At 72.5% G+C, this 25,133-nt stretch carries 24 protein-coding genes; 10 read left to right on the top strand and 14 right to left on the bottom strand.

Features of this window, described 5'->3' with window-relative positions:
- Positions 1-50: 50 nt before the first annotated feature.
- The 3 genes from AC4OXY_RS35720 to AC4OXY_RS35710 all read right to left on the bottom strand — a co-directional run bounded on the left by AC4OXY_RS35720 (position 51) and on the right by AC4OXY_RS35710 (position 2,991).
- Positions 51-1,178, bottom strand: a complete 1,128-nt coding sequence (locus AC4OXY_RS35720) for an aminopeptidase P family protein (protein ID WP_376286612.1) — start codon at positions 1,176-1,178, stop codon at positions 51-53.
- A 235-nt stretch (positions 1,179-1,413) separates the two neighbouring features.
- Entirely contained in the window at positions 1,414-2,007 is a 594-nt protein-coding gene (locus AC4OXY_RS35715) for a PDZ domain-containing protein (protein WP_491991684.1), read from the bottom strand.
- 117 nt (positions 2,008-2,124) lie between these two features.
- Positions 2,125-2,991: a LysR family transcriptional regulator gene (locus tag AC4OXY_RS35710; RefSeq protein WP_491991683.1), complete on the bottom strand. Its 867-nt coding sequence runs from the start codon at positions 2,989-2,991 to the stop codon at positions 2,125-2,127.
- 92 nt (positions 2,992-3,083) lie between these two features.
- On the opposite strand from AC4OXY_RS35710, the gene AC4OXY_RS35705 reads away from it, so the two are divergent.
- Positions 3,084-3,806, top strand: coding sequence for a CTP synthase C-terminal region-related (seleno)protein (locus AC4OXY_RS35705; protein ID WP_491991682.1), 723 nt, complete (start codon positions 3,084-3,086; stop codon positions 3,804-3,806).
- Positions 3,807-3,854: 48 nt separating this feature from the next.
- Here AC4OXY_RS35705 and phsA read toward each other — a convergent pair whose 3' ends face one another.
- On the bottom strand, positions 3,855-5,732 hold the full coding sequence (gene phsA, locus AC4OXY_RS35700) for an O-aminophenol oxidase PhsA (protein ID WP_362821220.1): 1,878 nt from the start codon (positions 5,730-5,732) through the stop codon (positions 3,855-3,857).
- A 148-nt stretch (positions 5,733-5,880) separates the two neighbouring features.
- Positions 5,881-8,043, bottom strand: coding sequence for a germacradienol/geosmin synthase Cyc2 (cyc2, locus tag AC4OXY_RS35695; protein WP_491991681.1), 2,163 nt, complete (start codon positions 8,041-8,043; stop codon positions 5,881-5,883).
- Positions 8,044-8,226: 183 nt separating this feature from the next.
- On the opposite strand from cyc2, the gene AC4OXY_RS35690 reads away from it, so the two are divergent.
- A complete protein-coding gene (locus AC4OXY_RS35690; RefSeq protein WP_491991680.1) occupies positions 8,227-9,027 on the top strand; it encodes an alpha/beta fold hydrolase in 801 nt (266 codons plus the stop codon).
- Positions 9,024-10,286: a cytochrome P450 gene (locus tag AC4OXY_RS35685; RefSeq protein ID WP_491991679.1), complete on the top strand. Its 1,263-nt coding sequence runs from the start codon at positions 9,024-9,026 to the stop codon at positions 10,284-10,286. The genes AC4OXY_RS35690 and AC4OXY_RS35685 overlap by 4 nt, the downstream gene beginning before the upstream one ends.
- Here AC4OXY_RS35685 and AC4OXY_RS35680 read toward each other — a convergent pair.
- The 3 genes from AC4OXY_RS35680 to AC4OXY_RS35670 all read right to left on the bottom strand — a co-directional run bounded on the left by AC4OXY_RS35680 (position 10,263) and on the right by AC4OXY_RS35670 (position 13,349).
- Positions 10,263-11,492 carry a damage-control phosphatase ARMT1 family protein gene (locus AC4OXY_RS35680; RefSeq protein WP_491991678.1) on the bottom strand — a complete coding sequence of 410 codons (1,230 nt, stop codon included), beginning with the start codon at positions 11,490-11,492 and terminating at the stop codon, positions 10,263-10,265. The genes AC4OXY_RS35685 and AC4OXY_RS35680 overlap by 24 nt on opposite strands.
- Positions 11,493-11,514: 22 nt before the next feature.
- Positions 11,515-12,162 carry a ScbR family autoregulator-binding transcription factor gene (locus AC4OXY_RS35675; RefSeq protein ID WP_356021811.1) on the bottom strand — a complete coding sequence of 216 codons (648 nt, stop codon included), beginning with the start codon at positions 12,160-12,162 and terminating at the stop codon, positions 11,515-11,517.
- Between the two features lie 536 nt (positions 12,163-12,698).
- Positions 12,699-13,349: a Tat pathway signal sequence domain protein gene (locus AC4OXY_RS35670; protein WP_362821141.1), complete on the bottom strand. Its 651-nt coding sequence runs from the start codon at positions 13,347-13,349 to the stop codon at positions 12,699-12,701.
- Between the two features lie 781 nt (positions 13,350-14,130).
- Here AC4OXY_RS35670 and AC4OXY_RS35665 point away from each other — a divergent pair.
- A complete protein-coding gene (locus AC4OXY_RS35665; RefSeq protein WP_491994685.1) occupies positions 14,131-14,829 on the top strand; it encodes a DUF6230 family protein in 699 nt (232 codons plus the stop codon).
- A gap of 5 nt (positions 14,830-14,834) precedes the next feature.
- Positions 14,835-15,287, top strand: coding sequence for a DUF6114 domain-containing protein (locus AC4OXY_RS35660; RefSeq protein WP_491991677.1), 453 nt, complete (start codon positions 14,835-14,837; stop codon positions 15,285-15,287).
- 141 nt (positions 15,288-15,428) lie between these two features.
- Here the strand turns inward: AC4OXY_RS35660 and tatA are convergent, their stop codons facing one another.
- Both tatA and AC4OXY_RS35650 read right to left on the bottom strand, forming a co-directional pair.
- Positions 15,429-15,719, bottom strand: coding sequence for a Sec-independent protein translocase subunit TatA (gene tatA / locus AC4OXY_RS35655; protein ID WP_491991676.1), 291 nt, complete (start codon positions 15,717-15,719; stop codon positions 15,429-15,431).
- Between the two features lie 55 nt (positions 15,720-15,774).
- Entirely contained in the window at positions 15,775-16,143 is a 369-nt protein-coding gene (locus tag AC4OXY_RS35650) for an ArsR/SmtB family transcription factor (protein ID WP_356021803.1), read from the bottom strand.
- A gap of 207 nt (positions 16,144-16,350) precedes the next feature.
- Here AC4OXY_RS35650 and AC4OXY_RS35645 point away from each other — a divergent pair, with 207 nt between their 5' ends.
- Positions 16,351-16,806 (top strand): tellurite resistance TerB family protein, encoded by a 456-nt coding sequence (locus tag AC4OXY_RS35645; RefSeq protein ID WP_356021801.1) that lies wholly within the window; start codon positions 16,351-16,353, stop codon positions 16,804-16,806.
- Positions 16,807-16,885: 79 nt separating this feature from the next.
- Here the strand turns inward: AC4OXY_RS35645 and AC4OXY_RS35640 are convergent, their stop codons facing one another.
- On the bottom strand, positions 16,886-17,851 hold the full coding sequence (locus AC4OXY_RS35640; RefSeq protein WP_491991675.1) for an ABC transporter substrate-binding protein: 966 nt from the start codon (positions 17,849-17,851) through the stop codon (positions 16,886-16,888).
- Positions 17,852-18,083: 232 nt separating this feature from the next.
- On the opposite strand from AC4OXY_RS35640, the gene AC4OXY_RS35635 reads away from it, so the two are divergent.
- Genes AC4OXY_RS35635 through AC4OXY_RS35620 form a run of 4 tightly spaced genes read left to right on the top strand, consistent with a single transcriptional unit; the run spans position 18,084 to position 22,563 of the window.
- Positions 18,084-21,062 (top strand): sensor histidine kinase, encoded by a 2,979-nt coding sequence (locus AC4OXY_RS35635; protein ID WP_491991674.1) that lies wholly within the window; start codon positions 18,084-18,086, stop codon positions 21,060-21,062.
- A complete protein-coding gene (locus AC4OXY_RS35630; protein WP_356021795.1) occupies positions 21,059-21,535 on the top strand; it encodes a roadblock/LC7 domain-containing protein in 477 nt (158 codons plus the stop codon). The genes AC4OXY_RS35635 and AC4OXY_RS35630 overlap by 4 nt, the downstream gene beginning before the upstream one ends.
- A gap of 31 nt (positions 21,536-21,566) precedes the next feature.
- On the top strand, positions 21,567-21,977 hold the full coding sequence (locus AC4OXY_RS35625) for a DUF742 domain-containing protein (RefSeq protein WP_356021793.1): 411 nt from the start codon (positions 21,567-21,569) through the stop codon (positions 21,975-21,977).
- Positions 21,964-22,563, top strand: a complete 600-nt coding sequence (locus tag AC4OXY_RS35620) for a GTP-binding protein (RefSeq protein ID WP_356021791.1) — start codon at positions 21,964-21,966, stop codon at positions 22,561-22,563. Before AC4OXY_RS35625 ends, AC4OXY_RS35620 begins: the two co-directional genes overlap by 14 nt.
- 6 nt (positions 22,564-22,569) lie before the next feature.
- Here the strand turns inward: AC4OXY_RS35620 and AC4OXY_RS35615 are convergent, their stop codons facing one another.
- The 3 genes from AC4OXY_RS35615 to AC4OXY_RS35605 are packed head-to-tail and all read right to left on the bottom strand — an operon-like array spanning position 22,570 to position 25,033.
- Positions 22,570-23,238 carry an ABC transporter permease gene (locus AC4OXY_RS35615; protein ID WP_491991673.1) on the bottom strand — a complete coding sequence of 223 codons (669 nt, stop codon included), beginning with the start codon at positions 23,236-23,238 and terminating at the stop codon, positions 22,570-22,572.
- Positions 23,235-23,888: an ABC transporter permease gene (locus AC4OXY_RS35610; RefSeq protein WP_356021787.1), complete on the bottom strand. Its 654-nt coding sequence runs from the start codon at positions 23,886-23,888 to the stop codon at positions 23,235-23,237. Before AC4OXY_RS35610 ends, AC4OXY_RS35615 begins: the two co-directional genes overlap by 4 nt.
- On the bottom strand, positions 23,885-25,033 hold the full coding sequence (locus tag AC4OXY_RS35605) for an ABC transporter ATP-binding protein (protein WP_356021786.1): 1,149 nt from the start codon (positions 25,031-25,033) through the stop codon (positions 23,885-23,887). The genes AC4OXY_RS35610 and AC4OXY_RS35605 overlap by 4 nt, the downstream gene beginning before the upstream one ends.
- Between the last annotated feature and the right edge of the window lie 100 nt (positions 25,034-25,133).

Below are 25,133 nucleotides of genomic sequence, written 5' to 3'. Positions count from 1 at the left end.
CGTTCGGGAAAAGTCGGGAAGAGGGACCGGGGCGGGTCTCCCTGGGCCGGTCAGCCCACGACGACCAGCTCGCGGGTGGTGTTGTTGAAACGACGGCCGCCCTCCTCGGTCACCGTCACGATGTCCTCGATGCGCACTCCGAACCGCCCGGGCAGATAGATGCCGGGCTCGACGGAGAAGCACATGCCCGGTACGAGGGGCTGTTCCTCGCCCTCGATCATGTACGGCGGCTCGTGCGTGGTGACGCCGATGCCGTGCCCGGTGCGGTGGATGAAGTACGCGCCGTACCCGGCGTCGGTGATCACCGCGCGGGCGGCGCGGTCGACCTCCTGGCAGGCGACGCCCGGCCGTACGGCCGCGAAGCCGGCCTCCTGGGCCGCGCGGACGATGCCGTGGACGCGGCGTTCCTCCTCGGTGGGCTCGCCGACGTGGACGGTACGGGTGGTGTCGGAGCCGTAGCCGTCCTTCAGGCCGCCGAAGTCGAGGACGACCATGTCGCCGTCCTGGATGACGCGGTCGCCGACCTCGTGGTGCGGGTTGGCGCCGTTGGGTCCGGAGCCGACGATGGTGAAGTCGACCTGGGAGTGGCCGAAGCGGCGCAGCAGGGCGGCGAGGTCGTGGCCGACGTCGGACTCGCGGCGGCCGGCGAAGGGAACCTTCCGGATCTCCTCGAACGTTGCATCGGCAGCGGCTCCGGCCGCCGCGAGGAGTTCGAGTTCGGCCGCGTCCTTGACGGCGCGCAGCATGGGGAGGGCATCGGTGAGGGAGGCGTACGAGGTGTCCGGCAGGGTCCGCTGGAGACCCAGCAGGTGCATCGCCCAGGTGTTGTCGCTGATGCCGAAGCGGCCCTTGCCGTCGAGCAGGGCGGCGGTGACGGCGTAGGGGTCCTTGCCGTCGGTCCAGTCCCGCAGGGTGAGCGCGGAGGCGCCGACCGCGTGCTCGGCGTCCGGCGCCTCCAGGGTGGGCACGACGAGCACGGGGTCGTGGCCGGGGGTGAGGACCAGCACGGTGAGCCGTTCGGTGACGGCGGTGGGCGTGTAGCCGGTGAGCCACACCATGTCCGGTCCCGGCGCCACGAGCAGCCCCGCCAGTCCGGCGTCGGCGGCGCAGCGCGCGGCGCGCTCCATCCGGGCCCGGTGGTCGGCGGCGGTGAAGGGCGGGGGCGGGTTACCGGTCATCCGGTCCTCCGAGCACGGGTGAGGGTACGGGGCGATGGCGTCTCGTGCAGCATCCTGCCCGGCCGGCCGGGGTGGCGCGAGCCGTCGCCGGCGCGCTCCACGGGGCGCGGTCGCGGGAGAAGGGGGCTCGGCATGGGGCCATCATGGCGCGCGGGGCGGACGGCGACCAGTGGGCCTGCCGGGGTGGCCGAAGGGGCCTCCCGTTGACCGGGTGCGGGCTCGGGGTGCGTCCCGGTCAGGTCACCACGCCCGGTACGGCGGTCAACTGCTGGTAGCCCCCGCTGCGGTGACGCACGGTGAGGAGCACTCCCTGGCCGGGGCGGGCGTGGGCGACGGCGCGGGCCAGGTCGGCGGCGCTGTCCACGCGCGCGGGGCCGAACTGGAGCAGGACGTCCCCGCGGACCAGGCCCGCGGCGTATCCGGGGCCGGGCACGTGCACGCCCACGACCAGCGCGCCCGCCTTCTGGGCGTCGACGGCCTCCACTCCGAGCGTCGCCGCGGGCAGCACCGGAGCAGGGCTCGGCGCGGTCGCGGGGGCCCTGGCCGCGGGGGCGGACGGCGGGGTCCGGTGGCGCAGTTCGGCGAGCCTGCTCATGCCGATCACGGTGGCGCCGACCGTGCCGATGCCGACGCCGGAGAGCACCAGCAGGGTGCCCGCGCACAGGCCGAACAGCAGGCCCCGCAACCGCTGTCCACGCCGGTGCGCGGCATGCGGGCGCCGGACCGGGCCCACGTCGCCGTGGTCGGCGCACTCGGCCCGGTCGGCACCGGCGCCGTCGCGCGGGTCCTGTCCGGGCATGGGCTTGGGACGCAACGCAGTCTGTTCCATGGTTCGCTCGCCTCCGGGTGATGCTCTACCCGGCGCACGGGGCCGCGACGAGACACGAACGAGTGAGACTGGCCGGAGGGTGGCGCAGGGTAGTCATGGCCCCTCGGCGGCGCGCCGTCACATCCTGCCCGCCAGCTTCCGCACGACGTCCCCCGCCGCCGCCCCCGGGCCGGCGCCGTGGAGGAGTTCCGTACGGTGCACGACCCGGGGTGCGGTGAGCGGGACGGCGACCGTGCCGGGTACGGCGCCGGCGGCCGACCGGGGCAGCAGGGTGAGGCCGTGGCCGGCGGCGGCGAGGGCGGTGAGGGTGTGCAGATCGGTGCCCTCGTAGCGCAGCGCCGGGCGGAACGCGCCGCCGCCGTTCGCGGCACGCAACTGGTCGAGCGGGAGGGCGGCGTCGGGCGCGTCGAGCCAGCAGGCGTCGGCGAGGTCGCCGAGGCGCAGTCCGGGCCGCCCGGCGAGGGGGTGCCCGGCGGGCAGCAGGACGCTGACGGGCTCCTCGGCGACGCCGTGCGTGGTCAGCGGGGCCACGTCGGGCAGCCGCAGCGGATCGCTCGGCGCGGCGAGCCCGGCGACGAGGCCGAGGTCCGCGCCGCCGGTGGCGACGGCGGCCGGGATCTCCTCGCGTGCGAGGACGCGCACGGTGACGCCGGCCGCCGGAAGCGCGGCGAGGACGGCGGGGCCGAGGGCGGTCGGGGTGGCGGCGAGGGTGAGGCCGGGTGCGGGCGCGGCGGCCATGCGGACGACGTCGGCGCGGGCCGCCTCCAGGCGCAGCAGCAGCGGTCCCGCGTGTTCCAGCAGCCGTTCACCGGCCGCGGTGGGCGCGACGGGCCGCCGGGTCAACAGGGGTGCGCCCAGGTCGAGTTCGAGCGCGGCGATGTGCTGGGAGACCGCGGACTGGGTGTAGCCCAGCTCGCGGGCGGCCTCCGAGAAGGAGGCGAGGCGCGCCACGGTGACGAACGTGCGCAGCAGATGCGGGTCCATGGGCCCAGCATCCCATCACCATCAGCGTTGCTTATCGAACGTGCAGGAATCATCGTTGGACGTGAACGAGGGGGCGCGCGAAGGATGGGGCCATGGACAACACCGCCACCGTCGCCCTCGTCGGCGACCGCTCCCCCCACGTCGTCTCGCACACCCGCATCCCCGGCCTGCTGAAGGCGCTCGCCGAGCGCGACCGGCTGGTCCTGGACGCCTACTGGATCCCCTCGCAGGACGCCGAGGCCGAGGGCGCGGTGCGCGGGTTCGACGCCGTGTGGGTGCTGCCGGGCAGTCCGTACCGCAGCGAGGCGGGCGTGCTCGCGGCCGTGCGCACCGCGCGTGAGGAGGGCATTCCGTTCCTGGGCACGTGCGGCGGCTTCCAGCACGCGCTGCTGGAGTTCGCCCGGAACGTGTGCGGGCTGACCGGCGTCGCGCACACCGAGAACGACCCGGACGCCGCGGACCCGCTCATCGAGCCGCTCGCCTGCTCACTGGTGGGGCACGAGGCGGCGGTGACGATCGGGCCGGGCTCGCTGGCGGAGTCCGTGATCGGCGCGCGGCGCACGGTCGAGCGGTACTTCTGCGCTTACGGCCCCACCCGCCACCTCGACACGCTGAGCGCCCACGGGCTGCGGTTCTCCGGGCACGACGAGGACGGCAATCCGCGGGTCGCCGAACTGCCGGGCCACCCCTTCTTCCTGGCGTCCCTGTTCCAGCCGGAGCTGGCGGGCGACGGCTCGCACCCGCACCCGATGGTCCGGGCGCTGGCGCGAGCCGCGGTCGCGCACGCGACGTCCGGGCTCGCCCGGCCGGCCTGAGGCCCGCCGCGCACGAGCCGGCCGCCAGCGGCCGGCTCGGAGCTCCGCTCAGCCCATGTGCCCCTCATGACCGCCGCCGTGCCCGGCGCCGTGGTCGAACTTCATGGCCTCGGCCGGCATGACGACGAAGGGCCGCATCATGCCCATGTCCTCGTGCTCCAGCAGGTGGCAGTGGTACATGAAGCGGCCGTACGCCCCGTCGAAACGGCCCATGACGCGCAGCATCTGGTTCCCGGGCACCCGGAAGACGTCCTTGTTGCCCCGCTCGTTGGGTGCGAGCGGGATCGTCCGGCCGGCGTCGTACCGGATCGGTGTGCGGGTGCCGCCGACGGCCGGGTCGAAGCCCGAGACGTCGTAGGCGTCCCGGCCGAGCAGCTGGAAGTCGGCCAGATGGATGTGCATGGGGTGGACGATGGGCGCGAGGTTGAGGAAGCTCCACTGCTCGTAGCCGCCCTCGGCGAGGGTGAAGCCGAGCGCGTCGTTGAACGTCCGCGACGTGCGCCGGTACGTCCTGGTGGTGCCGTCGGACCCGGTGACCTGCACGATGCCGTCGGCCGGCAGTGGGAGCCCGCTCGGGTCCTCGACCTCGGTCAGCTCCCAGATCTCCGGGTGGCCGCCCGCGCCCTTGGTGGCGGGCGGGGTGAGCAGGACCATGCGGTGGTGGTGCGGGAGGTCGTGGGTGAGGCGGCGGAAGGAGCCGGAGAGCACCTCGGGCAGTTCGAAGGTGTCCTCCTCCTCGCACGACGCGCCGATCCGGAACTCCAGCACCGCCGGGTAGCGCACGTCACCGGCCGGGTCGGGCACGCCCGGCGGCTGGTTCGGGCCCTTGTTGACCAGCCGCAGGGTCCGGCCCGCCAGCGCGCGGAAGTCGACCAGCAGGTCGAAGCGCTCGGCCGGCGCGGCGGTCAGCGTGGGCAGGTCGCCTTCGAAGTCGACCGGCACGGGGCGTGGCAGCAGCCCGCCGTCGCTGCCGATCTGGTGCACGACGCCCGGCACCGGCGTGCCGTGCTCGTCGATCAGGACGAGGTCGAAGATGCGCGCGTTGGAGGCGTTGAGGAGCCGGAAGCGGTACCAGGCCGGGTCCACCTCGGCGTACGGCCAGATGCGGCCGTTGACCGTGGTGTACGGGCCGGTGAAGGGTATGGAGACCGGCTTTCCGGTCTCCGGATTGCTCTGCTGGACGATCACCGTCTTGTGCAGCAGCCGGCCGTTGAGGCGGCCGTCCTCGTCGGTGTCGAGGTTGCGGTCGGCGAGGAGCAGCGGGATCTCCCGCTCCCCGGACGGCAGCCGCAGCGCGTCCTCCTCGTCGTCCCGCAGGAGGTAGGTGCCGTACAGGCCCGTCATCACGTTGAACCGCGTGATGTTCATGGCGTGGTCGTGGTACCACCACTGCACGGCCTGGTGGTCGTTCGGGTACTCCGACAGCTGGGCGTCGCCGAATCCGACGGCGTTGTCCGCCCAGCCGTCGTTGCCGCCGCCGGTCTGGGCGCCGTGCAGATGTGTCACCGTCCAGGCGGGCAGGGCGGCGACGTCCTTGTCCGGCTCGACTCCCCCGCGGCCCGGCTCGGTGCTGGGCGGCGGGGTGCCGGGCGCGCTCGCGGGCACCTCGACGGAGGTGACCGGGAACTCCGCGTCCTTCGGTACGCGGTTGGTCCAGGCGATGCGGACGCGCTGTCCGCGCCGCACCTCGACGGTCGGGCCCGGCACATGTCCGTCGTACCCCCACATGAGGGTCGGCGGCAGCTGCGGGTGCAGGCGCACCCAGGTCGGGCGCACGGCGATCTCGGTCTCGTGCAGGACGTCGTCGGCCGCGGGACGCAGGACCGGCGGCACGGTCAACGGCGTGGCGTACGGCGTCAGTTCACCCGGTGCCGGAGCTTCCCGCCGTTCGTTCCCCCCGGCGAGCCTCTCCGGCGTCTCGGTGATCTCGGTCAAGTTCGAACACCCCCGTGTGTCCTTGACTCGGTGTCTGTGTTTGTTGTGTCTCTGTTTGTTCCCCTTACCTCTCAAGACTCCGCAGAGCACGCGAAAGTTCCCCGAACATCCCGTTCCGTACGCGAAGATTCCGCGACGGTCAGCGGAGCGACAGCGCCGGGACGGCGGGCGCCCGGCCGGGCAGGAAGCCGTGGGAGCGGCGGGCCAGGAACCCGGCCCGGTAGCGGTCGACGGTGCGGTGCCAGTTCAGGATGCCGGCCAGCCAGTTCCGCAGGTCGGCGACGTAGGCGTCCATGGCGGCGCGGGCCTCGGCCGACAGCGCGAAGTCGTCGTACAGGACGGGCAGTTCATGGGCGATGACGTGCTCGAACTGCTGCATGCGCTGGGTCGTGAGGTCGTGCACGACGCGCAGTGCGGTCGGATAGTCCACGCCGAAGAAGTTCTGCACGACCAGGATCGCGTTGTGGATGTCGCCCTCGTACTCGATCTCCTTCTGGTACGAGAAGATGTCGTTGAGGAGGCAGGCGTAGTCGACGGCGGCGTTCTCCAGCGACCGGACCGGGCCGCTGCGGTGGACCTCCGGCGGGATCGCGGGGCCGTAGCCCCCGCGGGCAAGGTTCAGGGTGAGGTCGGAGCCGAAGGTGGCGCGGCGCATCTCCAGGTAGTCGACCGGGTCGGGGATGCGGTTCTGGAGCCGGTTGGACAGCTCCCACACCCAGCTCTCGGTCATCACGTCGACGGACGCCTTGAGGGCCTGCCGCCGCTCCGTGTCCATCCCGGCGGTGGTGCGCGTCCACAGGTCGAGCAGGCCGCGTTCCATGGCGCCCGCGGGAGTGACGGCCGGCTCCCCCTCGACCGGCATGCACTCCGAGAGCCGGGCCGTGCTCAGCCGCGCCCCGACCAGGTCCCGGCGGTGGCCGAAGACGAGCGGGTAGTAGTCGTCGGCGTACGTCCCCCAGGCGAGCCACTGGGCGCTGAGGTCGAGGGCCTCGGGGGTGGCGTCCGGGTCCACGCCCGCCGCGCAGAGGGCGAAGTCGAAGGCGGCGAGCCTGTCCTCGTCCCAGACGCCCTCCTCCAGGATGCCCATGCGGTGCGACCAGGCGACGAGGTTGTCGCGGGCGTTCTCCCGATGGGGGTTCAGGCTCACTTCGCAGGGCATGTGGAAGTCGGGCACCACGGACGGGCCGACCTTCTGGAACGGCACATGCGTATAGGCGCGCAGCCGTTGCCGTGCGGCGGAGGCGAGCAGGGCGCCGACGTCGGCGGCCGACGTGCCGGGGCCGCTCGGGAGCTGCCAGGGCGCCTGCGTCACCGCCCCCTGGTTCATGTAGCGGCTGGAGCGCAGATGCCATTCGTGACCGCCGGACTGCCAGTCCTGAAGTCCCTTGGTGTAGGCGGCGATCGCGGCGGCCTGGTCCGGGGTGAGGCCCTTCTCCAGGGCGACGGCCGGGACCTCGGTGAGCGCGGTGTGCTCGAACTGGTGCAGGCGTGAGGTGAGGATGTCGTTGACGGTCTCGGCGGCCTCCTGGGTGGTGCAGCCGAAGAACTTCTCCAGGACCAGGACGCCGTTGCTGTTCTCGCCCTCGTCCTCGACCTCGCGCTGGTAGGAGAACAGGTCGTTGCGCAGGTGGACGGCGTCCGAGAACGTCTCCATGAGGACGCGCAGCGGCCGGGTGCCGGCGACGGCGTCGGGCACCTCGGCGGTCGCGTACTCCACGAGCCCCGCCGACCAGGGGGCGCCGCCCACCTTGCGGCGCATCTCGATGTACTCGACGGGGTTGGCGATCCGCCCCTCGTTCATGTTCGACAGCTCCCACATCGACTCGTTGAGCAGATGCTCGGTGGCGAGGGCGAAGCGGCGCCGCCAGTCCTGCGACATGGCCGGTACGGTGCGCGCCCACAGGTCCTTCAGCCCGGCCTCGACCGGGTTCTGCGGCTCGGGCACCTCGCCGCTCAGGTCGAGCGGCATGAACAGCGGCAGACGGTCGAGATGGGCCTTGCCGGCGGCACGGTCCTGGGTGCGCTTGTACATGTCCAGGAAGTGGTCGTCGAAGAAGAAGACCCACACGTACCAGTCGGTGATCAGGGAGAGGGCTGCGCCGTCGCAGTCGGGGTGGGTGTAGGAGCACAGGAGCCCGTAGTCGTGCGCCTCCAGGTCGTCCTGCTCCCAGATCCCGGAGCCTTCCAGCATGCCCATCTCGCGTGCCCACCGGGTGGAGTGGGCCCGCGCCTCGTCGAGGTGCGGATTGAGCCGCGCGGGATACGGCATGTAGAAGTGCGGGAGTTCGAACGGCTGCGTCATGGCCGGGGCACTACCCGTGGCCCGCGACGCCCATCCGCCGCCCCGGACAGGGCCACACCATCGCGTGAACCGCCCTCGAAACCCTGACCTCCCGACGCCGGGTGTGTGCCCCGCCCGCAGGTCCCCCCGTATGCCCCGGTCCGTGCCCTTGCCGTGCCCCCGCGCGCGGGCCACGGTAGGCGCATGACCTCCTTCGTGCTGCCCCATGAGGTGCACGGCGACGGCCCCCACCAGGTGTTCGCCGTGCACGGCTGGTTCGCCGACCGCTCCGCCTACGCGGCCGTGCTGCCGGACCTCGACCGGACCTCCTTCACCTACGCGCTGGTGGACCTGCGCGGGTACGGCGAGGCCCGGGACGCGGCGGGCCCGTACACGACGGCCGAGGCGGCCGGGGACCTGCTGGAACTGGCCGACCGGCTCGGCTGGCAGCGGTTCTCGGTGGTCGGGCACTCCATGGGCGGCGCAGTGGCGCAGCGGCTGCTGGGCCTCGCCCCGCACCGGCTGCGCCGGATCGTCGGCGTCTCGCCGGTGCCGGCCTCGGGGCTGCCGCTGGCCGGCGAGCAGGCCGCGCTGTTCAGGGACGCGGCACACAAGCCGGGGAACCGGCGGGCGATCCTCGACGTCACCACCGGCGGGCTGCGCCCGGCCGCCTGGCTGGACCGCATGGTCGCCCACTCGCTGGAGCGCAGCGACGCGCAGGCGTTCCGGGCCTGGCTGGACTCCTGGGCGGGCGACGACTTCCACGCCGACGTCGAGGGCTGCGCGGTGCCCGCCCTCGCGGTGGCCGGCGCGCTCGACCCGGCACTGTCGGCCGAGGTCATGCGGCAGACCTGGTTGTCCTGGTTCCCGCGCGCCGAACTCGTCACGCTGGCGGGCGCCGGACACTACTCCATGGACGAGACGCCGCTGGAACTGATTCGCGCGGTCGAGGACTTCCTGCGGGCGGACAGCGAAGAGGCGGCGACCGCACGGGAGTCGGCGTGACCGTCCGCGAAAGGCCGCCGGTGCCCGACGTGTTCGACCCCCGCCGGTACGGCATCGGGGTCCCCCACGACGACTACCGCGTTCTGCGCGAGGACCATCCGGTCGCCTGGCAGGAGGAGCCGGAGGTGCTGGGCTGGCCGGCCGGGCCCGGGTTCTGGGCGGTGACCCGGCACGCGGACGTCGTACGGGTGCTGAAGGACGGGGCGACGTACTCCTCGTACGTCGGCGCGACCCAGATCCGGGACCCCGATCCGGCGGACCTGCCGTTCATCCGGCGGATGATGCTCAATCAGGATCCGCCGCAGCACGGCCGGTTGCGTCGGCTGGTGAGCCGCGCGTTCACGCCGGGCCGGATCGAGCGGTTCGCGTCGGTCGCCCGGGAGCGGGCGGGCGCACTGCTCGCCGGGGCGCTGGCGGCGGCGCGGGAGGGGGACGGCACGGTCGATCTGGTGGCCGCCGTCACCGACGAGTACGCGCTGCTCAACCTGGCGGATCTGCTGGGCGTCCCGGAGAGCGACCGGGGCCTGTTGCTGCACTGGACGCGGCGGGTCATCGGCTACCAGGACCCGGACGAGGCGGGCACCCCGGTGCTGGACGCGGCGGGCAAGCCGGTCGATCCGCGCTCCCCGGCGATGCTGGAGGACATGTTCGCCTACGCGCAGCAGCTCGCGGCGCACAAGCGGCGCCATCCGGCGGACGACGTGCTCACGGCGCTCGCCCATGAGGCCGAACTCGCCCCGGCCGAGCTGGAGATGTTCTTCTTCCTGCTCACGATCGCGGGCAACGACACGGTGCGCAGCGCGGCCCCGGGCGGCCTGCTGGCCCTCGCCGGACATCCGGCCGGCTACGCGGCGCTGCGTGCCGGAGCGGCCGGACTCCCTTCGGCCGTCGAGGAGTTGCTGCGCTGGCATCCGCCCGTGCTGACGTTCCGCCGCACCGCCGCCAAGGACACCGAGCTGGCGGGAACGCACATCCGGGCCGGCGACAAGGTCGTCGTCTTCCATGCCTCGGCCAACCGCGACGAGCGGGTCTTCGCCGATCCCGGCCGGCTCGACCTCACCCGCTCCCCCAACCCGCACGTGTCCTTCGGCGACGGCCCGCACGTCTGTCTGGGCGCCCACTTCGCACGGCTGCAACTGCGCCGGCTCTACGCGGAGGTACTGCGCGCCCTGCCGGAGGCCCGGCTGGCGGCGCCGCCCGCACGGCTGGTGTCGAACTTCATCAACGGGATCAAGTCACTGCGGTTCGAGGTCGGTTGAGACCTGGATCAGCGCGTGCGTGCCGCTGGTGCGCCAGCGCTGCTCCTCGGCCGCGACGAGTGCGGCCTCGGTCGCCGGGGACAGGCCGGTGACGACGTCGGACTTCAGGGTACGCAGGGCGGCGACCGGGCCCGGGGCGTATCCGGTCACCGCGGCGAAGGGCGTGGTGGGCGGCCACAGCCGGTCGCCCACCAGACGGCGGTAGTTGAGGTCGCCCTTGAAGAGGGTGAGCGTGGCCGCGGCGAACTCGGCACGCAGGTCGTCCGGCATGTCCGCGTACGGCAGCGGGGCGCACGAGAACGGGTGGGCGCGCACGGTGAGACGGCCGTCGGCCAGCGCCGACCACAGCACGCGCGCGTACCCGGCGGCCGCGCCCGGGGCGGATCGCAGCCGGCGCAGCGCGTCGACGACGTCGGCGGTCGTGGCGTCGGAGACGTAGTAGGGGTGCGGCTTGACGTGCAGCACCGCCCGGGCGGCCCGGCCCTGGTCGAGGAGGTGGGCGATCAGCAGCAGATCCGGGACCAGTTCGCGGCCCGCGTTGTCCGCGACCAGGACGAGCGTGCCGGCTCCCGTGCGCGGCAGCAGTGCGAACAGGGCGTCGCTGTCGTCGGCGACCAGCGCGGGCGCCGGGTCGCGGGTCTCGGCGCCCTCGGCGCTCTCGGTGCTGTCGGCGCTCTCGGCGCTCTCGACGGAGAGCCGGAAGCCGAGGTCGGCCCGGTTGCCCCAGAGCGAGCCGTGCAGCAGGGCGCGCGCCCGCTCCTCCTCCGGCAGGCCGGCCAGGTCGTCCAGGGCGGCGAGTTCCGCATCGGTCTCGGGCGCGTCGAGTTCGGCGCGCTTGAACGGACGGAAGGGGTCGATGCCCTGCCAGGCGCCGGGGCCGACGTATCCGACGGCGTCGAGCAGCCGGCGGTAGAACCAGCTCTCGGACCACAGCCAGGGCACGTCGTACCAGGACCGCCCGGTGTACGCGGGCAGGCCCCAGCCGTGCCACAGGTCCCGGTCCGGGGCGTCGGCCGGCAGCGGTTCGATCGTGCCCTCGGTGCAGCTCGCCAGCAGTTCGTCCAGCGCCCGGTGCTGTCCGGGGCCGTACGGGAAGGCGTCCCGGACCTGCTGGATGATCGCGGGGTGCCGTTCGGCCAGCACGCTGTGCGGGAACGAGCCGGTTTCGTTGCCGAGGATCACGGGTGCGAACGGGGTGTCGGGCATGTGCGTCACGGTAGCGCGCGGGTCAGGCGGTTCTGATCTCCCGCTCCAGCTGCGTGGCGAGGGTGACGTAGCGGGGACGGCGGTGCACCGGGACCAGGCCCCGGATCATCAGGTGCCACATCTCGGCGACCCGGCGCGGCAGCCGGCCCACCGGTTCGAGCGAGCGGCCGGCGACCCTGGTGCCGACATAGAAGGAGACGAGGGAGTGGGCGACGACGCCGACGTCGAGTTCGCTGTGCACGTCGGCCTCCCGCACGGCCCCGTGGAACTTGCGGTTCGCGAACTCCAGCCACTCCGTGAACAGGTGTCTGACAGGCGGCCGTACGGCGATGTCGGCGGTGGCGAGGCGCAGCGCGGCGCGCGGCACCGGGTCCTCCACGGCGAGCCGGGCGATGCCGAACGTGGCGCGCATCAAGGCCTCCAGCGAGGAGTAGCCCCGGCTCTCGACCTCGGCGACGAGCCGGCGCGCGGCCTCGGCGTTGAGTTCCAGGATGGCCTGGGCCAGGTCCTCCTTGGCGGCGAAGTGGAAGTACAGCGCGCCCTTGGTGACCTTTGCGTGCGCGACGATGTCGCTCAGGCTGGTGGACTCGTAGCCCTGCCGGTCGAACAGGTCGGCGGCGGCCGTGATGATCGTTGCCCGGGTCTGCTCGGCGCGTAACTGCCTCGCCATGACGGGACCCCTCCTCGCGACGTTAACGAACGGGACATGCGGTTTGTTTCTGACACCCTGCACACGATAACTCACCGACCGGCATGGGGAGTCGGCCGTGCGGGCCGACGGCGCGACCCGCGCCATCGGTGACTCCCCTGGCGAACAGCCCGTCAGCGGTCTGTGATCGCGCGAGATCAGGGCGCCCTCCCCCTTCTTTGCCCGCCGATGCACGGCAGTCGCGCGACGGTGCGCGCCGCGCGCATGATCGCCACCATACGAGGCCGACGACCCGCTCCTCAACGGGGGCTCACAGGAGGCGCGAAACAGCCGAACCGGTCGGTGCTTTGCGCCCCCGATCACGGGTGCGCCGGCCCGGCGGAACAGCGGCACGCCGGACACCTCCCGCTCGTGTCCGGCGTGTTCGCACGTTCGCGTGTTCGCACGTTCTCGCGGGCGGCGTGACGCCGTCGCGAGCGGCGGCACGCGGTGGCACGCCAAAAGCCCGAGCTGCCGGTGGCGGCTCGGGCCTTCGGTGAACTTCCCGTGTTCTGAGTCTAGTTGACGTACACCTGGGCGCCGCCGTCGGTGACGGGTGCGTACTTGGCCGTGAAGTAGCCGTTGGCGAAGCACAGCGACGAACCGGAGGACTTGGTGAACTGCTGGTTGGTGAAGGTGATGCTGCTGTCGGAGTTGTCGGTCTTCCCGGTCAGAGCGGCCGCCTGGTAGACGCAGGTGATGCTGCCCAGCAGGGTCTTCAGCTTGACCGTGGTCTGGATGGTCGAGCCGCTGGCCGGGGAGACGGTGAGGGTGCCGTCGGAGGCGACCGTCGCCGTGTAGGGCAGGTTGTCGACGGTGATGCTGCTGACGCCGGTGACACCGAGGACGTTGCTGGTGCACGAGGAGGCGTCGAAGGTGTGGCCGGAGACGGACTCGGTGGCCGTGCCGGGCGCGGCCGGGTTGGCCGTGACCGAGGCGGTGAACTGGGAGGACGTGCACGAGACACCGCTGGTGCCGGTCGCGCTGGAGTAGAGCGTGGCGGACGTGCCGGAGGCGAGCGGGGCGGTGAGGGTGTCGCCGACGGCGACGGCGGTGCCGCCCGCGCCGCCGGTGGTGAGGACGGCGCCGTCGGCGGAGGCCGGGGTCGCCACGGCGAGGGCGAGCGCGGTGGCGGCGCCGGCGAGGGTGAGGACGGATCGCGTACGCATGGGCGGGTGCCTCTTTCCTGAGTGGGGATCGGGTGAGGTGAGGTGAGGGGTGGCGGGTTGGGCGGTGGTGCGGGGCGGCACAGGTACGGCGCCTGCGGCACGCCGGTGCGCCCGGTGCTGCGAGGAGGCGCGAGCCGCCGTGGGCACACGTGCGCGGGGTGCGTCACGCGAGCGGTGCGGGCGCCGGTGGCGGCGGCGCGGGGTGCGTGACGCGGTGGTGGCGGCGACGGCGGCTCGGAGTGCCGTCGGCGCGGGCCGTCGCGCCTTCTCCGTACGCGACGGGCCGTCGACGGCGGTGGGCCGGCGCCGGCCGGAGGCCTCGGGGGAAGACCTCCGGCCGGGCCGAGGGGGACGGCGGGCACCCGCGTCCGGGGGGAAGGGACCCGGGTGCCGCGCCGGTGTGAGCGGTTGCCGTGAGCCGAGGTGAGCGGTCGCCGGGAGAGGGCCGGGAACGCGGCCTGTGACGCTCGGCGGATCCGGCGCCACGGATCCGTGAAACAGGGGAAGTTGTAGACCTGATCAACCATCAACGTCAAGCACCGCAAGGGCAGTTGTGGCATGTGACCGAGGTCCGAACGGGTTCGACACCCTTTTTTCACATCTCCCTTGACCCTTCAAAGTAACCGGCAGTAACTTCCTCGGAGGCTACTGCCGCGTAACGAGAAAGCCCTTGCCCGCCGGGAGTGCGAGGAGGCGTGCGCGGCGGTCGCTGTCCGCGCCAGGACACCGCGCCGCCACCTGATGCCCGACCCGCAATGGATCCATGACCATGGGAGCAGACATGGCCTCGTCCCCGGACGTCCCGTCCGACGGCAACACCCCCGAGAACCCGGGAAGCGGTTCACCGTCCGAAGCACCACAGACCGCCCGGACCGCCGGCGCCGGCGAGAGACGAGGGCGGGTCCGCGCACGCCGGGCCGCGGTGATGGCGGTGCCCGCCACCCTCGTCGCGGCCGGCCTCGCCGTCCTCACCGCGCAGGGCGCCCTCGGTGTGCAGTTCGCGATCTCCGGCATGCCGTTCACGGTCACCGCGACCGACCTCACCGGCACCGGGTTCGAGCAGTTCGGCGGGCTCGACAACATGGCGCCCGGCAGCCCGAACGCCGGGGACAGCGGCGGGCAGGAGCTGATCGTCACCTCGGCGATCAGGAACGCCACACTCACCAAGCTGTGCCAGAGCGTCGACCTCGGCGGCACCAACCTCCTGATCACCGCGGGCGGCGGCGGCACGCCGGTGTCCGCGAGCGACCTCACCACCGACTCGTCCCAGCTGTCGGGCGACGCGGCGTTCAACAACATCGAGATCGGCAACGACGCGAGCACGCTGAACAAGGCGGGCGTGAAGGGTCCGATCGGGGTCTTCAGCCAGCAGGCCGACACCGTGCACATCGCCAATCTGCGGCAGACCAACTACGCGACCACGGCAGGCGTGTTCAAGCTGCCGGGCCTCAAGCTCCGCTTCAGCGACTCGGGTTGCTGATCGCCGTGCCGGACCGTCCGCATCGGGGTGCGAGGGCGGCCTTCCGCGACTGGCGGGCCCGCCGGCCGTTCTGGGGCGGGCTGCTGCTCGCCCTGGGCGGCGGCTGGATCCTGCTCACCGAGAAGGCCTCGCTGAAGGTCGTGATGCACATCGGCATGCAGGGCCTGGCCGGCTATCTGCTGCCGGCACTGATGACGCTGCTGGGCCTGCTGATCCTCTTCAACCCCTCGCAGCGGCTCTTCTACTCCATCACCGGCATCCTGGTCACGCTGGGCACCTGGCTCACGTCCAACCTGGGAGGCTTCTTCCTCGGCCTCCTGCTCGGCGCCACCGGCTGCTGCCTCGCCTTCGGCTGGCTGCCCGACCAGGAGCCGCGTGTCAGCCGTCGGGAGCGCCGCAAGCGGCTCCGGTCCGCCGCGGCACACGCGGCGGCGGAGGGAGTGGAAGGCTCGGTCTGAGGACCGGCCCGCGGACCGGTCCCAGCCCGGCCCGAGGTTCCGGGAGCCGGCCCCCGAGCGGCCGGCTCCCGGCCGGGAAGGGGGACGCCCTCCGCCGAGCCGGGGAGTACGCGCCCCCGTCAGGGAGGCAGGCGGCGTCGCTCAGCGGGCCGCCGCACCCGCCGCGGCACCCGCGCCGGGCGCCGTGGCCGTGCTCGCCGCCGCGCGGACATCGCTCGACGTCAGGACCTCCGTCGGCTGCACCACCGACGCGTCCGCGGCGGCGGTGACCGCGGCACCCTCCTCCTTCATCGCCTTCGCCTCGCTCTTGAGGATGCGCATCGACTTGCCCAGCGCCCGCGCGGTGTCGGGGAGCTTGCGCGCGCCGAAGAGAACGATGAAGACGACCGCGACGATCAGCAGATGCCAGGGTTCGAGTCCGTTGCGGAGCATGTCCGCCCCTCCCTCTCATGAACAGTTGCCATATTGCGCAACTGTACAACCTGGATCAGAGACCGCGCAGGCGACGGGCCGGGGCCTCGGCGGCGGTGTCCTTCGCGGCGAGGCTCCCGACGAGGAGTCGTACGACCTCCACGACGGCGGCCTGCCCCGCGGTGTCGACGAAGTACACCTGACGGCGGCCCTCGCGGCGGGAGCGGACCAGACCGGCGAGCTTGAGCTTGGTCAGGTGCTGGCTGACGGCCGGCAGCGCGCCGCCGACCCGTTCGGCGAGCCCGGTGACATCGCTCTCACCCTGGATCAGCGCCCACACGATGTGCAGCCGGGCGGGCGAGGCGAGCAGCCCGAAGGCGGCGGCCGCCTCGGTGAGCACCTCGGCGGAGGGGTCCTGATGGCCGGTGCCGGGCGCTGTCGCCACTGTCGCCTTCCTCTGCTTTCCGCTGCGTCGTCCGCTTCGTGACGGGGTTTCCGTCCGCGTACGGGATCCCGGGTCGGGATTCCAGGTACGGGGACCCAGTCTAGGCGGGCGGGAACTTCCCGGCGGCGCCATGAGTTTCTACGGTGTTGTAGAAGTTGCCGCCGGTGTGCCGTGGGAGCGCCCGGCCTTTTGACACGAGGAGTGCGCATGGCCCTGTGGGACCGCATCAAGGAGTCGGCGTCGACGATGCAGACCCAGTTGGTGGCGAGGAAGAACGACCTGAAGAGCGGTGCGTTCCGGGACGCGAGCATGGCGATGTGCGCGCTCGTGGCCGCCGCCGACGGGACCGTCGACCCGTCGGAGCGGCAGCGGGTGGCCCAGCTCATCGCGACGAACGAGGTGTTGCAGAACTTCCCGGCGGACGACCTGCGCCGCCGCTTCGAGGAGAACCTGAACAAGCTGACGACCGACTTCGCCTTCGGCAAGGTGAGCGTCCTCCAGGAGATCGCCAAGGCGAAGAAGAAGCCGGCCGAGGCGCGGGCCGTCGTCCAGATCGGCATCGTGATCGGCGGCGCGGACGGCGACTTCGACAAGTCCGAGCAGGCCGTGGTGCGCGAGGCCTGCTTCACGCTGGACCTGCCGCCGCACGAGTTCGACCTCTGAGCCCCGCCGGCCGGATGCGGGCGGGGGCACGCTCGACACCGTCGACCGTGCCCCCGCCTCCGGTGTTCGCCCAGCGGTGTCAGCTCAGGCCCGCGGACTTCAGCCAGGCCTGGGCGACGTCCAGCGGGTCCTTGTTCTGGGCCTGCACCTGGGTGTCCAGGTCCAGCAGGGTCGCGGTGTCGAGCTTGGCCGAGACCGCGTTCAGCGCGTCGACGCCCTTCTGGGACAGGGCGCCCTTGTGGACGAGCGGCTGGACGTTCTCGAAGCCGAAGAGGTTCTTCGGGTCCTGGAGGACGACGAACTTCTCCTTGGTGATGGTCGGGTCCGTGGTGAAGATGTCGGCGGCCTGCACGGCGTCCTTCTGCAGCGCCGCCTGGGTGAGCGGGCCGCCCGCGTCCAGCGCCCGGAAGGACTTGAAGTCGAGGCCGTAGACGGACTGCAGGCCCACCAGGCCCTGCTGCCGGGTCTGGAACTCCGGCGAGGCGCCGAGGACCAGGTCCTTCGCGACGTCCTTCAGGTCGGCGATGGTGGACTTCTCGGTCAGGCCGTACTTCTTCGCGGTGGCCGCGTTGAGCGTGACCGAGTCCTTGGACTGCGCCGCCGCCGGCTTCAGCAGGGTCAGCTTGGAGTCCAGCTTGGCCTCGATGGCCGTGGTGGTGGCGTCGGCCGTCGCCGGCTTCGCCTTCGGGTCGAGGTACGCGAGCAGCGCGCCGTTGTACTCGGGCAGCAGCTTGATGGAGCCGTTCTTGATCAGCCCGTAGGTGGTCTCGCGGCTGCCGATGTTCGGCTTGTACGTGACCTTGACGCCCTTGGCCTTGAGCGCCTCGCCGTAGATGTCGGCGATCAGGGTGCTCTCGGGGAAGTTGTTGGAGCCGACGACGACGGTGTCGCCGCTCGCCTTGCCGTCGTCCGTCAGGGGGTTGCCGCCCGAGGAGCCGCTCTTGGAGGAACAGCCGGCCAGCAGAGCCGTCGCCGCCACGAGGGCGACGGCCGCCGCGCCCCGGTTCCTTCGGATGGACCTGCTGATGCGCTGTGTGGAAGTCACCCACCGATCCAATCCAGCCGGTTCTCGGTCAGTCAAGGGCAGCAGATTACCGATTGGCCTCGATCTGCGGTCAGTTGCGCACAGAGAGCGCTGTCTTCGTCATGGATTCGTGATGCGATCTGCGCCGATTGTTCCTTCAAGAAGACTGTAATCTCTGGGTCAGTTGAAATCCGGCCACGGCAGTGCACGGGGCCCGCTTCGGTGTCGGAGAGCACCCGAGAAGGAGGCCCGTGTGTCCACGGACCAGGTGGACGCGCCCGCCCGGCACACCCCGGCGCGGGGCAGGGTACGGGGCGTCGCCGACCGCTGGCCCTTCCGGCGCAAGCTCAACCTCCTGGTCGGCATCCCGCTGGCCGTGATCGCCGTCCTGCTGTCCTACGTCTTCACCGACCTGGTCCTGCAGTGGAACAGCTCCTCCTCGGCGGCCCGACTGGTGCGCGACAGCGTCCAGGTCGCACAGCTCGTGGACCGTATCGAGGCCGAGCACCAGCAGGCCATCCTGCTCTCGGTGAACTACGAGGCCGGGTACACCCAGTCCTCGACCTCCGCCTACGACGAGGCCCAGGCCGCGGTCGACGCCCAGGTGGCCAAGGTCCGCGCGGTCTTCGGGGACCGGCTGCCCGCCGGTGAGGCGCAGGCGCTGCGCGAGGTCGACGGCCTGACCAGCCTGCGCCTGTCGGTCGAGCAGTCGTACATGCCCGCCGACAACGTCGACCCGGCCTACGCCCACGCCGCCCAGGGCGTGATCGACGGTCTCGGTCTGGACCGGAACGCGGACCTCGCGGACACCTTCACGGGCAACCTGCTGGACTCACTGCTGCGCGCGGACGCCGCGCACGGGGCCTTCGAGACCAACGTGTTCGCGGCGAAGACCGGCGACACCAACGCGCTGATCGAGTTCACCAGCGCGGTCGGTGCCTACGACCTCTACAACCACCAGGCCGACCGCTTCGCCCGGTTCGCCACCGAGGCCCAGGCCGAGGGGCTCGCGGGCATCGAGCACACCCCGGAGCAGCGCAACATCGCCCAGTCCTTCGCCGAGTTGCAGGTGGACGTGGGCCAGCTCCAGGCGAACGGCAAGGACGAGATCCGGCAGGCGGTGCAGGACGCGCTGGCCGGCTACCCGGACTTCTCCCAACAGGCCGACGCCCGGCTGACGATCACCACCTCGCTGATCGGCCAGATCGCCGCCGACGCGGAGCATTCGGCCGGTTCCGCGCGGTGGCGGGCCGGGCTGCTGCTGAGCGGGGCGCTGCTCATGTTCGCGCTGTGGATCGCCTTCGCGGTGCTGGTGCGCCGCTCGGTGATCCGGCCCGTGCAGGCGCTGACCGGGGCCGCGCGGGAGGTCGCCGAGGTGGCCGGGCGCGAGCTGGCCCGGGTCGCCGACGACGACGCCGAGGACGACGGGCCGCCCCGGCTGCGGGACATGCCGGTCACCGCGCGCGACGAGATCGGCGAGCTGGCAGAGGCGTTCAACCGGGTGCAGACCACCGCCGGCGCGCTGCTGGAGCGGCAGGTGCTCAGCCGCCGCAACACCGCCGAGATGTTCGGCAACGTGGGCCGGCGCGTCAGCAACCTGACGTCCCGTCAACTCGCCCTGATCGACGCCGTGGAGCGCGGCGAGACGGATCCGGCTCTGCTGGAACGGCTGTACTCCATCGACCACATCGCCGTACGCCTGCGCCGCAACGCCGACAGCCTGATGCTGCTGGCCGGCATCCGTGAGGGCGGGCTGGACGGGGAGCCGACGGCGCTGTCCAACGTCGTACGGGCCGCGCTCGGGCAGATCGAGGGCTATCAGCGGGTACGGCTGTACGCCGCGTCGGACGCCCTGGCCGAGCCGGACGTCATCGGCGACCTCACGCTGATGCTGGCCGAACTCCTGGAGAACGCCGTGTCGTTCTCGCCCGAGGGCAGCCCGGTCGAGGTGACCGTGCGCACCGGCGCCGAGGGCACGCACGTCGTGATCGCCGACCACGGCCTCGGCATGAGCGCCGAGCGGCTGGCCGAGGAGAACGCCCGGCTGATCCGCCGCGAACGCGTGGACCTGGTGCCGACGAAGGTGCTCGGCCTGTTCGTGGTGGGTGCGCTGGCCCGCCGCTGGGAGATCGCGGTCGAGCTGACCCGGACGCCGGGCGGCGGTGTGACGGCCGAGGTGACCCTGCCGAGCGCGCTGCTGCGGCCGGCGAGTCCGGTGGCCGGGGCGGTCACGGTACGGCCGACGCCCGCCGGGGCGGTGTCGGGTCCGGAGCGGTCGAAGAGCACCGTGCGGCCCGCCGAGTCCGCGCAGGGCCCCTCCTCCGCCCGGTCCCGGGACGACGACGCCGAGGCCGACGCCGACGCCGACGGCATCGAGCCCGCCGGCCCGCTGCCCCGCCGGCTCCCCCGCCGCGAGCCGCAGGCTCCGGAGCAGGCCCCCACCGGCTCCCGCCCCTTGCGCCGCCGGGTCCGCGGCGCCACGCTGCACACGACCGCGGGTGCCGCCCAGTCGCTCCCCGCGTCGGCCCGGCCCCGCGACGCCGAGGCCGAGCGCAGCGCGCTGGAGGAGTTCGAGGCCGCCGTCGAACGCGCCCACCGCGACAGCGACACGGGCAACCACCCCCGCCCCGACACCGCGCCACTGAAGGCCACGGGGCCACGCGCCGCCGCAGACACACCCGCCCACACGAGATCGCACGCCAACGCCGGGACAGCCACCGACACCGCAGCACAGGCCGACGCTGAGCCGCACGCCCACGCAGACACACCGGCCGACACGAGACCGCACGCCAACACCGCGCCACCGACGGACACGGGGACACGCGCCGCCGCAGACACACCGGCCCACACAAGGTCGCACGCCAACGCCGGGACAGCCACCGACACCGCAGCACAGGCCGACGCTGAGCCGCACGTCGATGGGGAGGCGCAGGCCGGCGCCGTCGAGGCACACGGCGACGCGGACGCGCGCGCCGTCGACGCCCCGGCCGGTGAGCCGACGCACACCCCCGGCTCACCGGTCGCGGACTCCGCACGTGGCCACGGCGGCACTCCGGCCGAAGTCCCGGAGCACGCCCACCACGCCCCCGCCGAAGCACCCGACCGCGCCTCGGCCGAGAACCCCGCGCACGGCCCCGGCACCCCCCGCACCCCCCTTGAAGGTGCCGTACCGGCAGTCCACTCCACCGCACCGCACGACCAGATCCACCTTCCCGAAGGAGCCGACAGTTGAGCACGTCGACAGGTGACACCCCGACGGGCGGCGCCGCGCCGGCCGATCTCCAGGCGGCCGCGGCCGACTTCACCTGGCTGCTGAACCGCTTCGCCACCGAGACCGCCGGGGTCGTTGACGCGATCGCCGTGTCCTCCGACGGCCTGCTGATCGCGGTGTCCGAGCTGCGCGAGCCCGCCGACTCCGAGCGGCTCGCGGCGATCGTGTCGGGCATCACCAGCCTGGCCGCGGGCGCCTCCGGCAACTACGGTCTGGGCGGACTGAACAAGGTCATCATCGATCTGGAGGGCGGCCATGTGATCGTCTCTGCGATCGGCTCCGGCGCCGTGCTCGGTGTCGTCACCGACAAGGAGGCGAAGCTCGGCAACATCGCCTACGAGATGACCCTGTTCGCCAACCGCGCCGGTGCCGCGCTGAGCCCGCAGCTGGTGCTGGAGCTCAAGAACAACGTCGCCGCTGCGTCCGCCCGCTGAGCGTCCGCGCACGGAGAGAGAGCAGATGGTCATGGCGGACGGCACGACGGGTCCGGACCCGGTCGGCCCCGCCCCCGCCGTACGTCCGTTCCTGGTGACCGCCGGCCGGGTCGCGGACGACGGCTCAGGCCGGGCGCTGCCCCTGGAGACCCAGGTGGTGGCCACCGCCGAGGGGCTGGCGGCGCTCGCCGGGCTCTCGTTCGAGCAGTACGACATCGTGGCCGCGTGCCGGCTGCCGCAGTCCCTCGCGGAACTCGCGGCCCGGCTGCGCCTGCACCTCAACGTGGTCCGCGTCCTGGCCGAAGACCTGCGCGAGGCCGGGCAGCTGGCGGTGTACGTGCCGGACGTCGGCGCCACCCGCGACGCGTCCGTCCTGCGCAGGCTCATCGATGGCCTCAGGGCCGTCCCCGACTCCCGAGAGGTACCGAGTGACACCGACTGAACCGCTCGTGCGCGGCGCGGCCGCACCCGCCGCCGTACGGCCGCCGCTGCCGGTGAAGATGGTGGTCGCGGGCGGCTTCGGCGTGGGCAAGACCACCGCGGTCGGCTCGATCTCGGAGATCGAGCCGCTGACCACCGAGGCGTCGATCACCGAGGTCGCGGCGGGCGTGGACGACCTCACGCACACCCCGCGCAAGACCACGACCACCGTGGCGATGGACTTCGGGTGCCTGACCATCGACCCGACGCTGAAGCTGTATGTGTTCGGCACGCCCGGGCAGGAGCGGTTCGGGTTCATGTGGGACGACATCGTCGAGGGCGCGGTCGGCGGGCTCGTCATCGTCGACACCCGCCGCCTGGACGACTGCTACGCGGCCGTCGACTACTTCGAGCACCGGGACATCCCGTTCGCCGTCGCCGTCAACGCCTTCGACGGCAGGGTGGAGCACACCCTGGACGAGGTCCGCTGGGCACTGGACGTCTCCGACGGGGTGCCGGTCGTGGTGTTCGACGCCCGGGAGCGGGGCTCGGTGCGGGACGCGCTGCTCGTCGTGCTCGAACTGGCGCTGGCCCGCACCGAGTCGTAGCGGGAGTCAGCCGCTGCGCCGGACCCCCGCCGAGACCGTGATCCGGGACAGTGCCCAGAACACCAGCAGGGTGGCGAGGGCGAGTCCGGCGACCAGGGTGGCGCCGCCGACGACCTTCTCGTAGTTCTTCTGGTAGAGGCCGTCGATGATGTAGCGGCCGAGGCCGCCGAGGCTGACGTAGGCCGCGATGGTGGCGGTGGAGACGATCTGGATGGCCGCCGTGCGCAGGCCGCTCAGGATGAGCGGGAGCGCGACCGGCACCTCCACCTGGAACAGCACCCGCGCCTCGGGCATGCCCATGCCCCGGGCGGCGTCCACCGGCGAGGGGTCGACGGAGCGGATCGCCTCGTAGGTGGTGACCAGGATCGGCGGTACGGCGAGCACGACCAGCGGGATCATCACCGGCAGCAGACCGAAGCCGATCCAGATGAACATCAGCACGAGGAGCCCGAAGCTGGGCAGGGCCCGGCCGGCGGTGGCGATCAGCGCGAGGGCGTTGCCGCCGCGGCCGTAGTGCCCGGTGACCAGGCCGATGGGCAGGCCGATCAGGGCGGCGTACAGCAGCGCCTCCAGCGCGTACGTGACGTGTTCGACGAGCCGGGTGGGGATGCCGTCGTAGCCGTGCCAGTGGGCGCTGTCGCCGAAGAAGGCGTGCGCGAAGTTCAGGACGTTCACCGGACGGCACCCTTCGTCGGCATCCAGGGGGTGAGCAGCCGGCGGACGAGGACGAGCGTCGCGTCGGCGAGGATGCCCAGCACGGCCGTGGTCAGCACGGAGTTCACGGCCAGGGCGGGGCGGTGGTACGTGGTGGCGGCGTAGAGCATGTTGCCGAGGGCGCCCTGGTTGCCGATGAGCATGCCGACGCTGACCAGGGAGAGACTGGAGACGGTGGCCACCCTGAGGCCCGCGATGATCGCCGGTACGGCGATGGGCAGTTGGACCTGGAGATAGCGGCGCACCGGCCCGAAGCCCATGGCCTGCGCGGCGGCGAGGGTCTCGGGCGGCACGGAGCGGACGCCGTCGACGATCGCCGGGACGAGCACCACCAGGCTGTAGATCGCGAGCGGGATCATCACCGTGGTCTCGCTCTGCCCGAAGTAGTCGATGAGGACGACGAAGAAGGCCAGCGAGGGGATGGAGTAGAGCACGGTCGTGACGCCGAGCACGGGCGGGTAGACCCAGCGGAAGCGGACGCACAGCTGGGCCACCGGCAGCGCGAGGAGCAGCCCGGCCAGCACCGGCAGCAGCCCTTCGCGCAGGTGCAGGGCGACGAGACCGAGGTAGCTGTACTGCAGGTCGCTCGGCAGGTCGAAGAAGCCGTTCACCGGACGGCCTCGGCGTCGGCGGCAGCGGCCGGCTCCGCGGCGCCGGCGGCCCGGCTGTGGGCGGCGCGGATGGCCTCGCCGATGACCTGCTGCGAGACGACGCCGACGGCACGCCCCTCGCCGTCCACGGCGACGGCCCGGCCGGTGGGCGAGAGCACGGCGCCGTCGAGCGCGGTGCGCAGCGAGTCGGTGCCGGGCGTGAACGGGCGTCCGTGGTCGAGGAGTTGATCCGGGTCGACGGCTCCGGCGGTGAGCCGGTCCGGCTCGCTCCAGCCGAGCGGCCTGCCCTCCGCGTCGGTGACGAGGAGGTAGGGGGCGGCGGAGCGTGCGGCGATCGTCTCGGCGTCGGCGTCGGCGGCCACGATCGGCTCGGTCTCCAACTCCAGGTCCGCGGACGGGAAGAAGGACAGCCGGCGGATGCCGCGGTCGGCGCCGAGGAAGTCCTCCACGAAGGCGTCGGCGGGCGCGCTGAGCAGTTCGGCGGGCGGGGCGAACTGGGCGAGCCGGCCGCCGGTGCGCAGCACGGCGACCATCGTGCCCAGCTTGATCGCCTCGTCGATGTCATGTGTGACGAAGACGATGGTCTTGCCCAACTCGTCCTGGATGCGCAGCAGTTCGTCCTGGAGCCCCTTGCGCACCACGGGGTCGACGGCGGAGAACGGCTCGTCCATCAGCAGCACCGGCGGATCCGCGGCGAGCGCCCGGGCGACGCCGACGCGCTGCTGCTGGCCGCCGGAGAGCTGGTACGGATAGCGCCTGGCCAGCGTGGCGTCGAGCCCGACCCGTTCCATCAGCTCGGCGGCGCGGGCCCGGGCCTCCTTCTTGGGGGTGCCGAGCAGCCGGGGCACGGTGGCGATGTTGTCGAGGATGGTGCGGTGCTGGAAGAGACCGGCGTTCTGGATGACGTAACCCATCGAGCGGCGCAGGGTGTTGACCGGCTGCTGCCGGATGTCCGTGCCGTCGAGGAGGATGCTGCCCTCGGTGGGCTCCACCATGCGGTTGATCATCCGCAGCGTCGTCGTCTTGCCGCAGCCCGAGGGCCCGACGAGGACGGTGATCGCGCGGTCCGGTATCTCCAGCGACAGCCGGTCGACCGCGACCGTGCCGTCCGGATACCGCTTCGTGACTGAATCTATCCGTATCAAAACGCCGAATACCCTTCGGGTTTGGCAGATTTCCGCCCGTTTTCGGCCAGGGTCGTCGTGCGCAGGCCGTTGCGGGGAGAGTCTAGACCGCGAGTGTTTC

It is taken from the genome of Streptomyces sp. HUAS MG56 (assembly GCF_058673395.1).
Note: the sequence above shows the minus strand (reverse complement) of the source record. Positions and strands in the feature narration are given on the sequence as shown.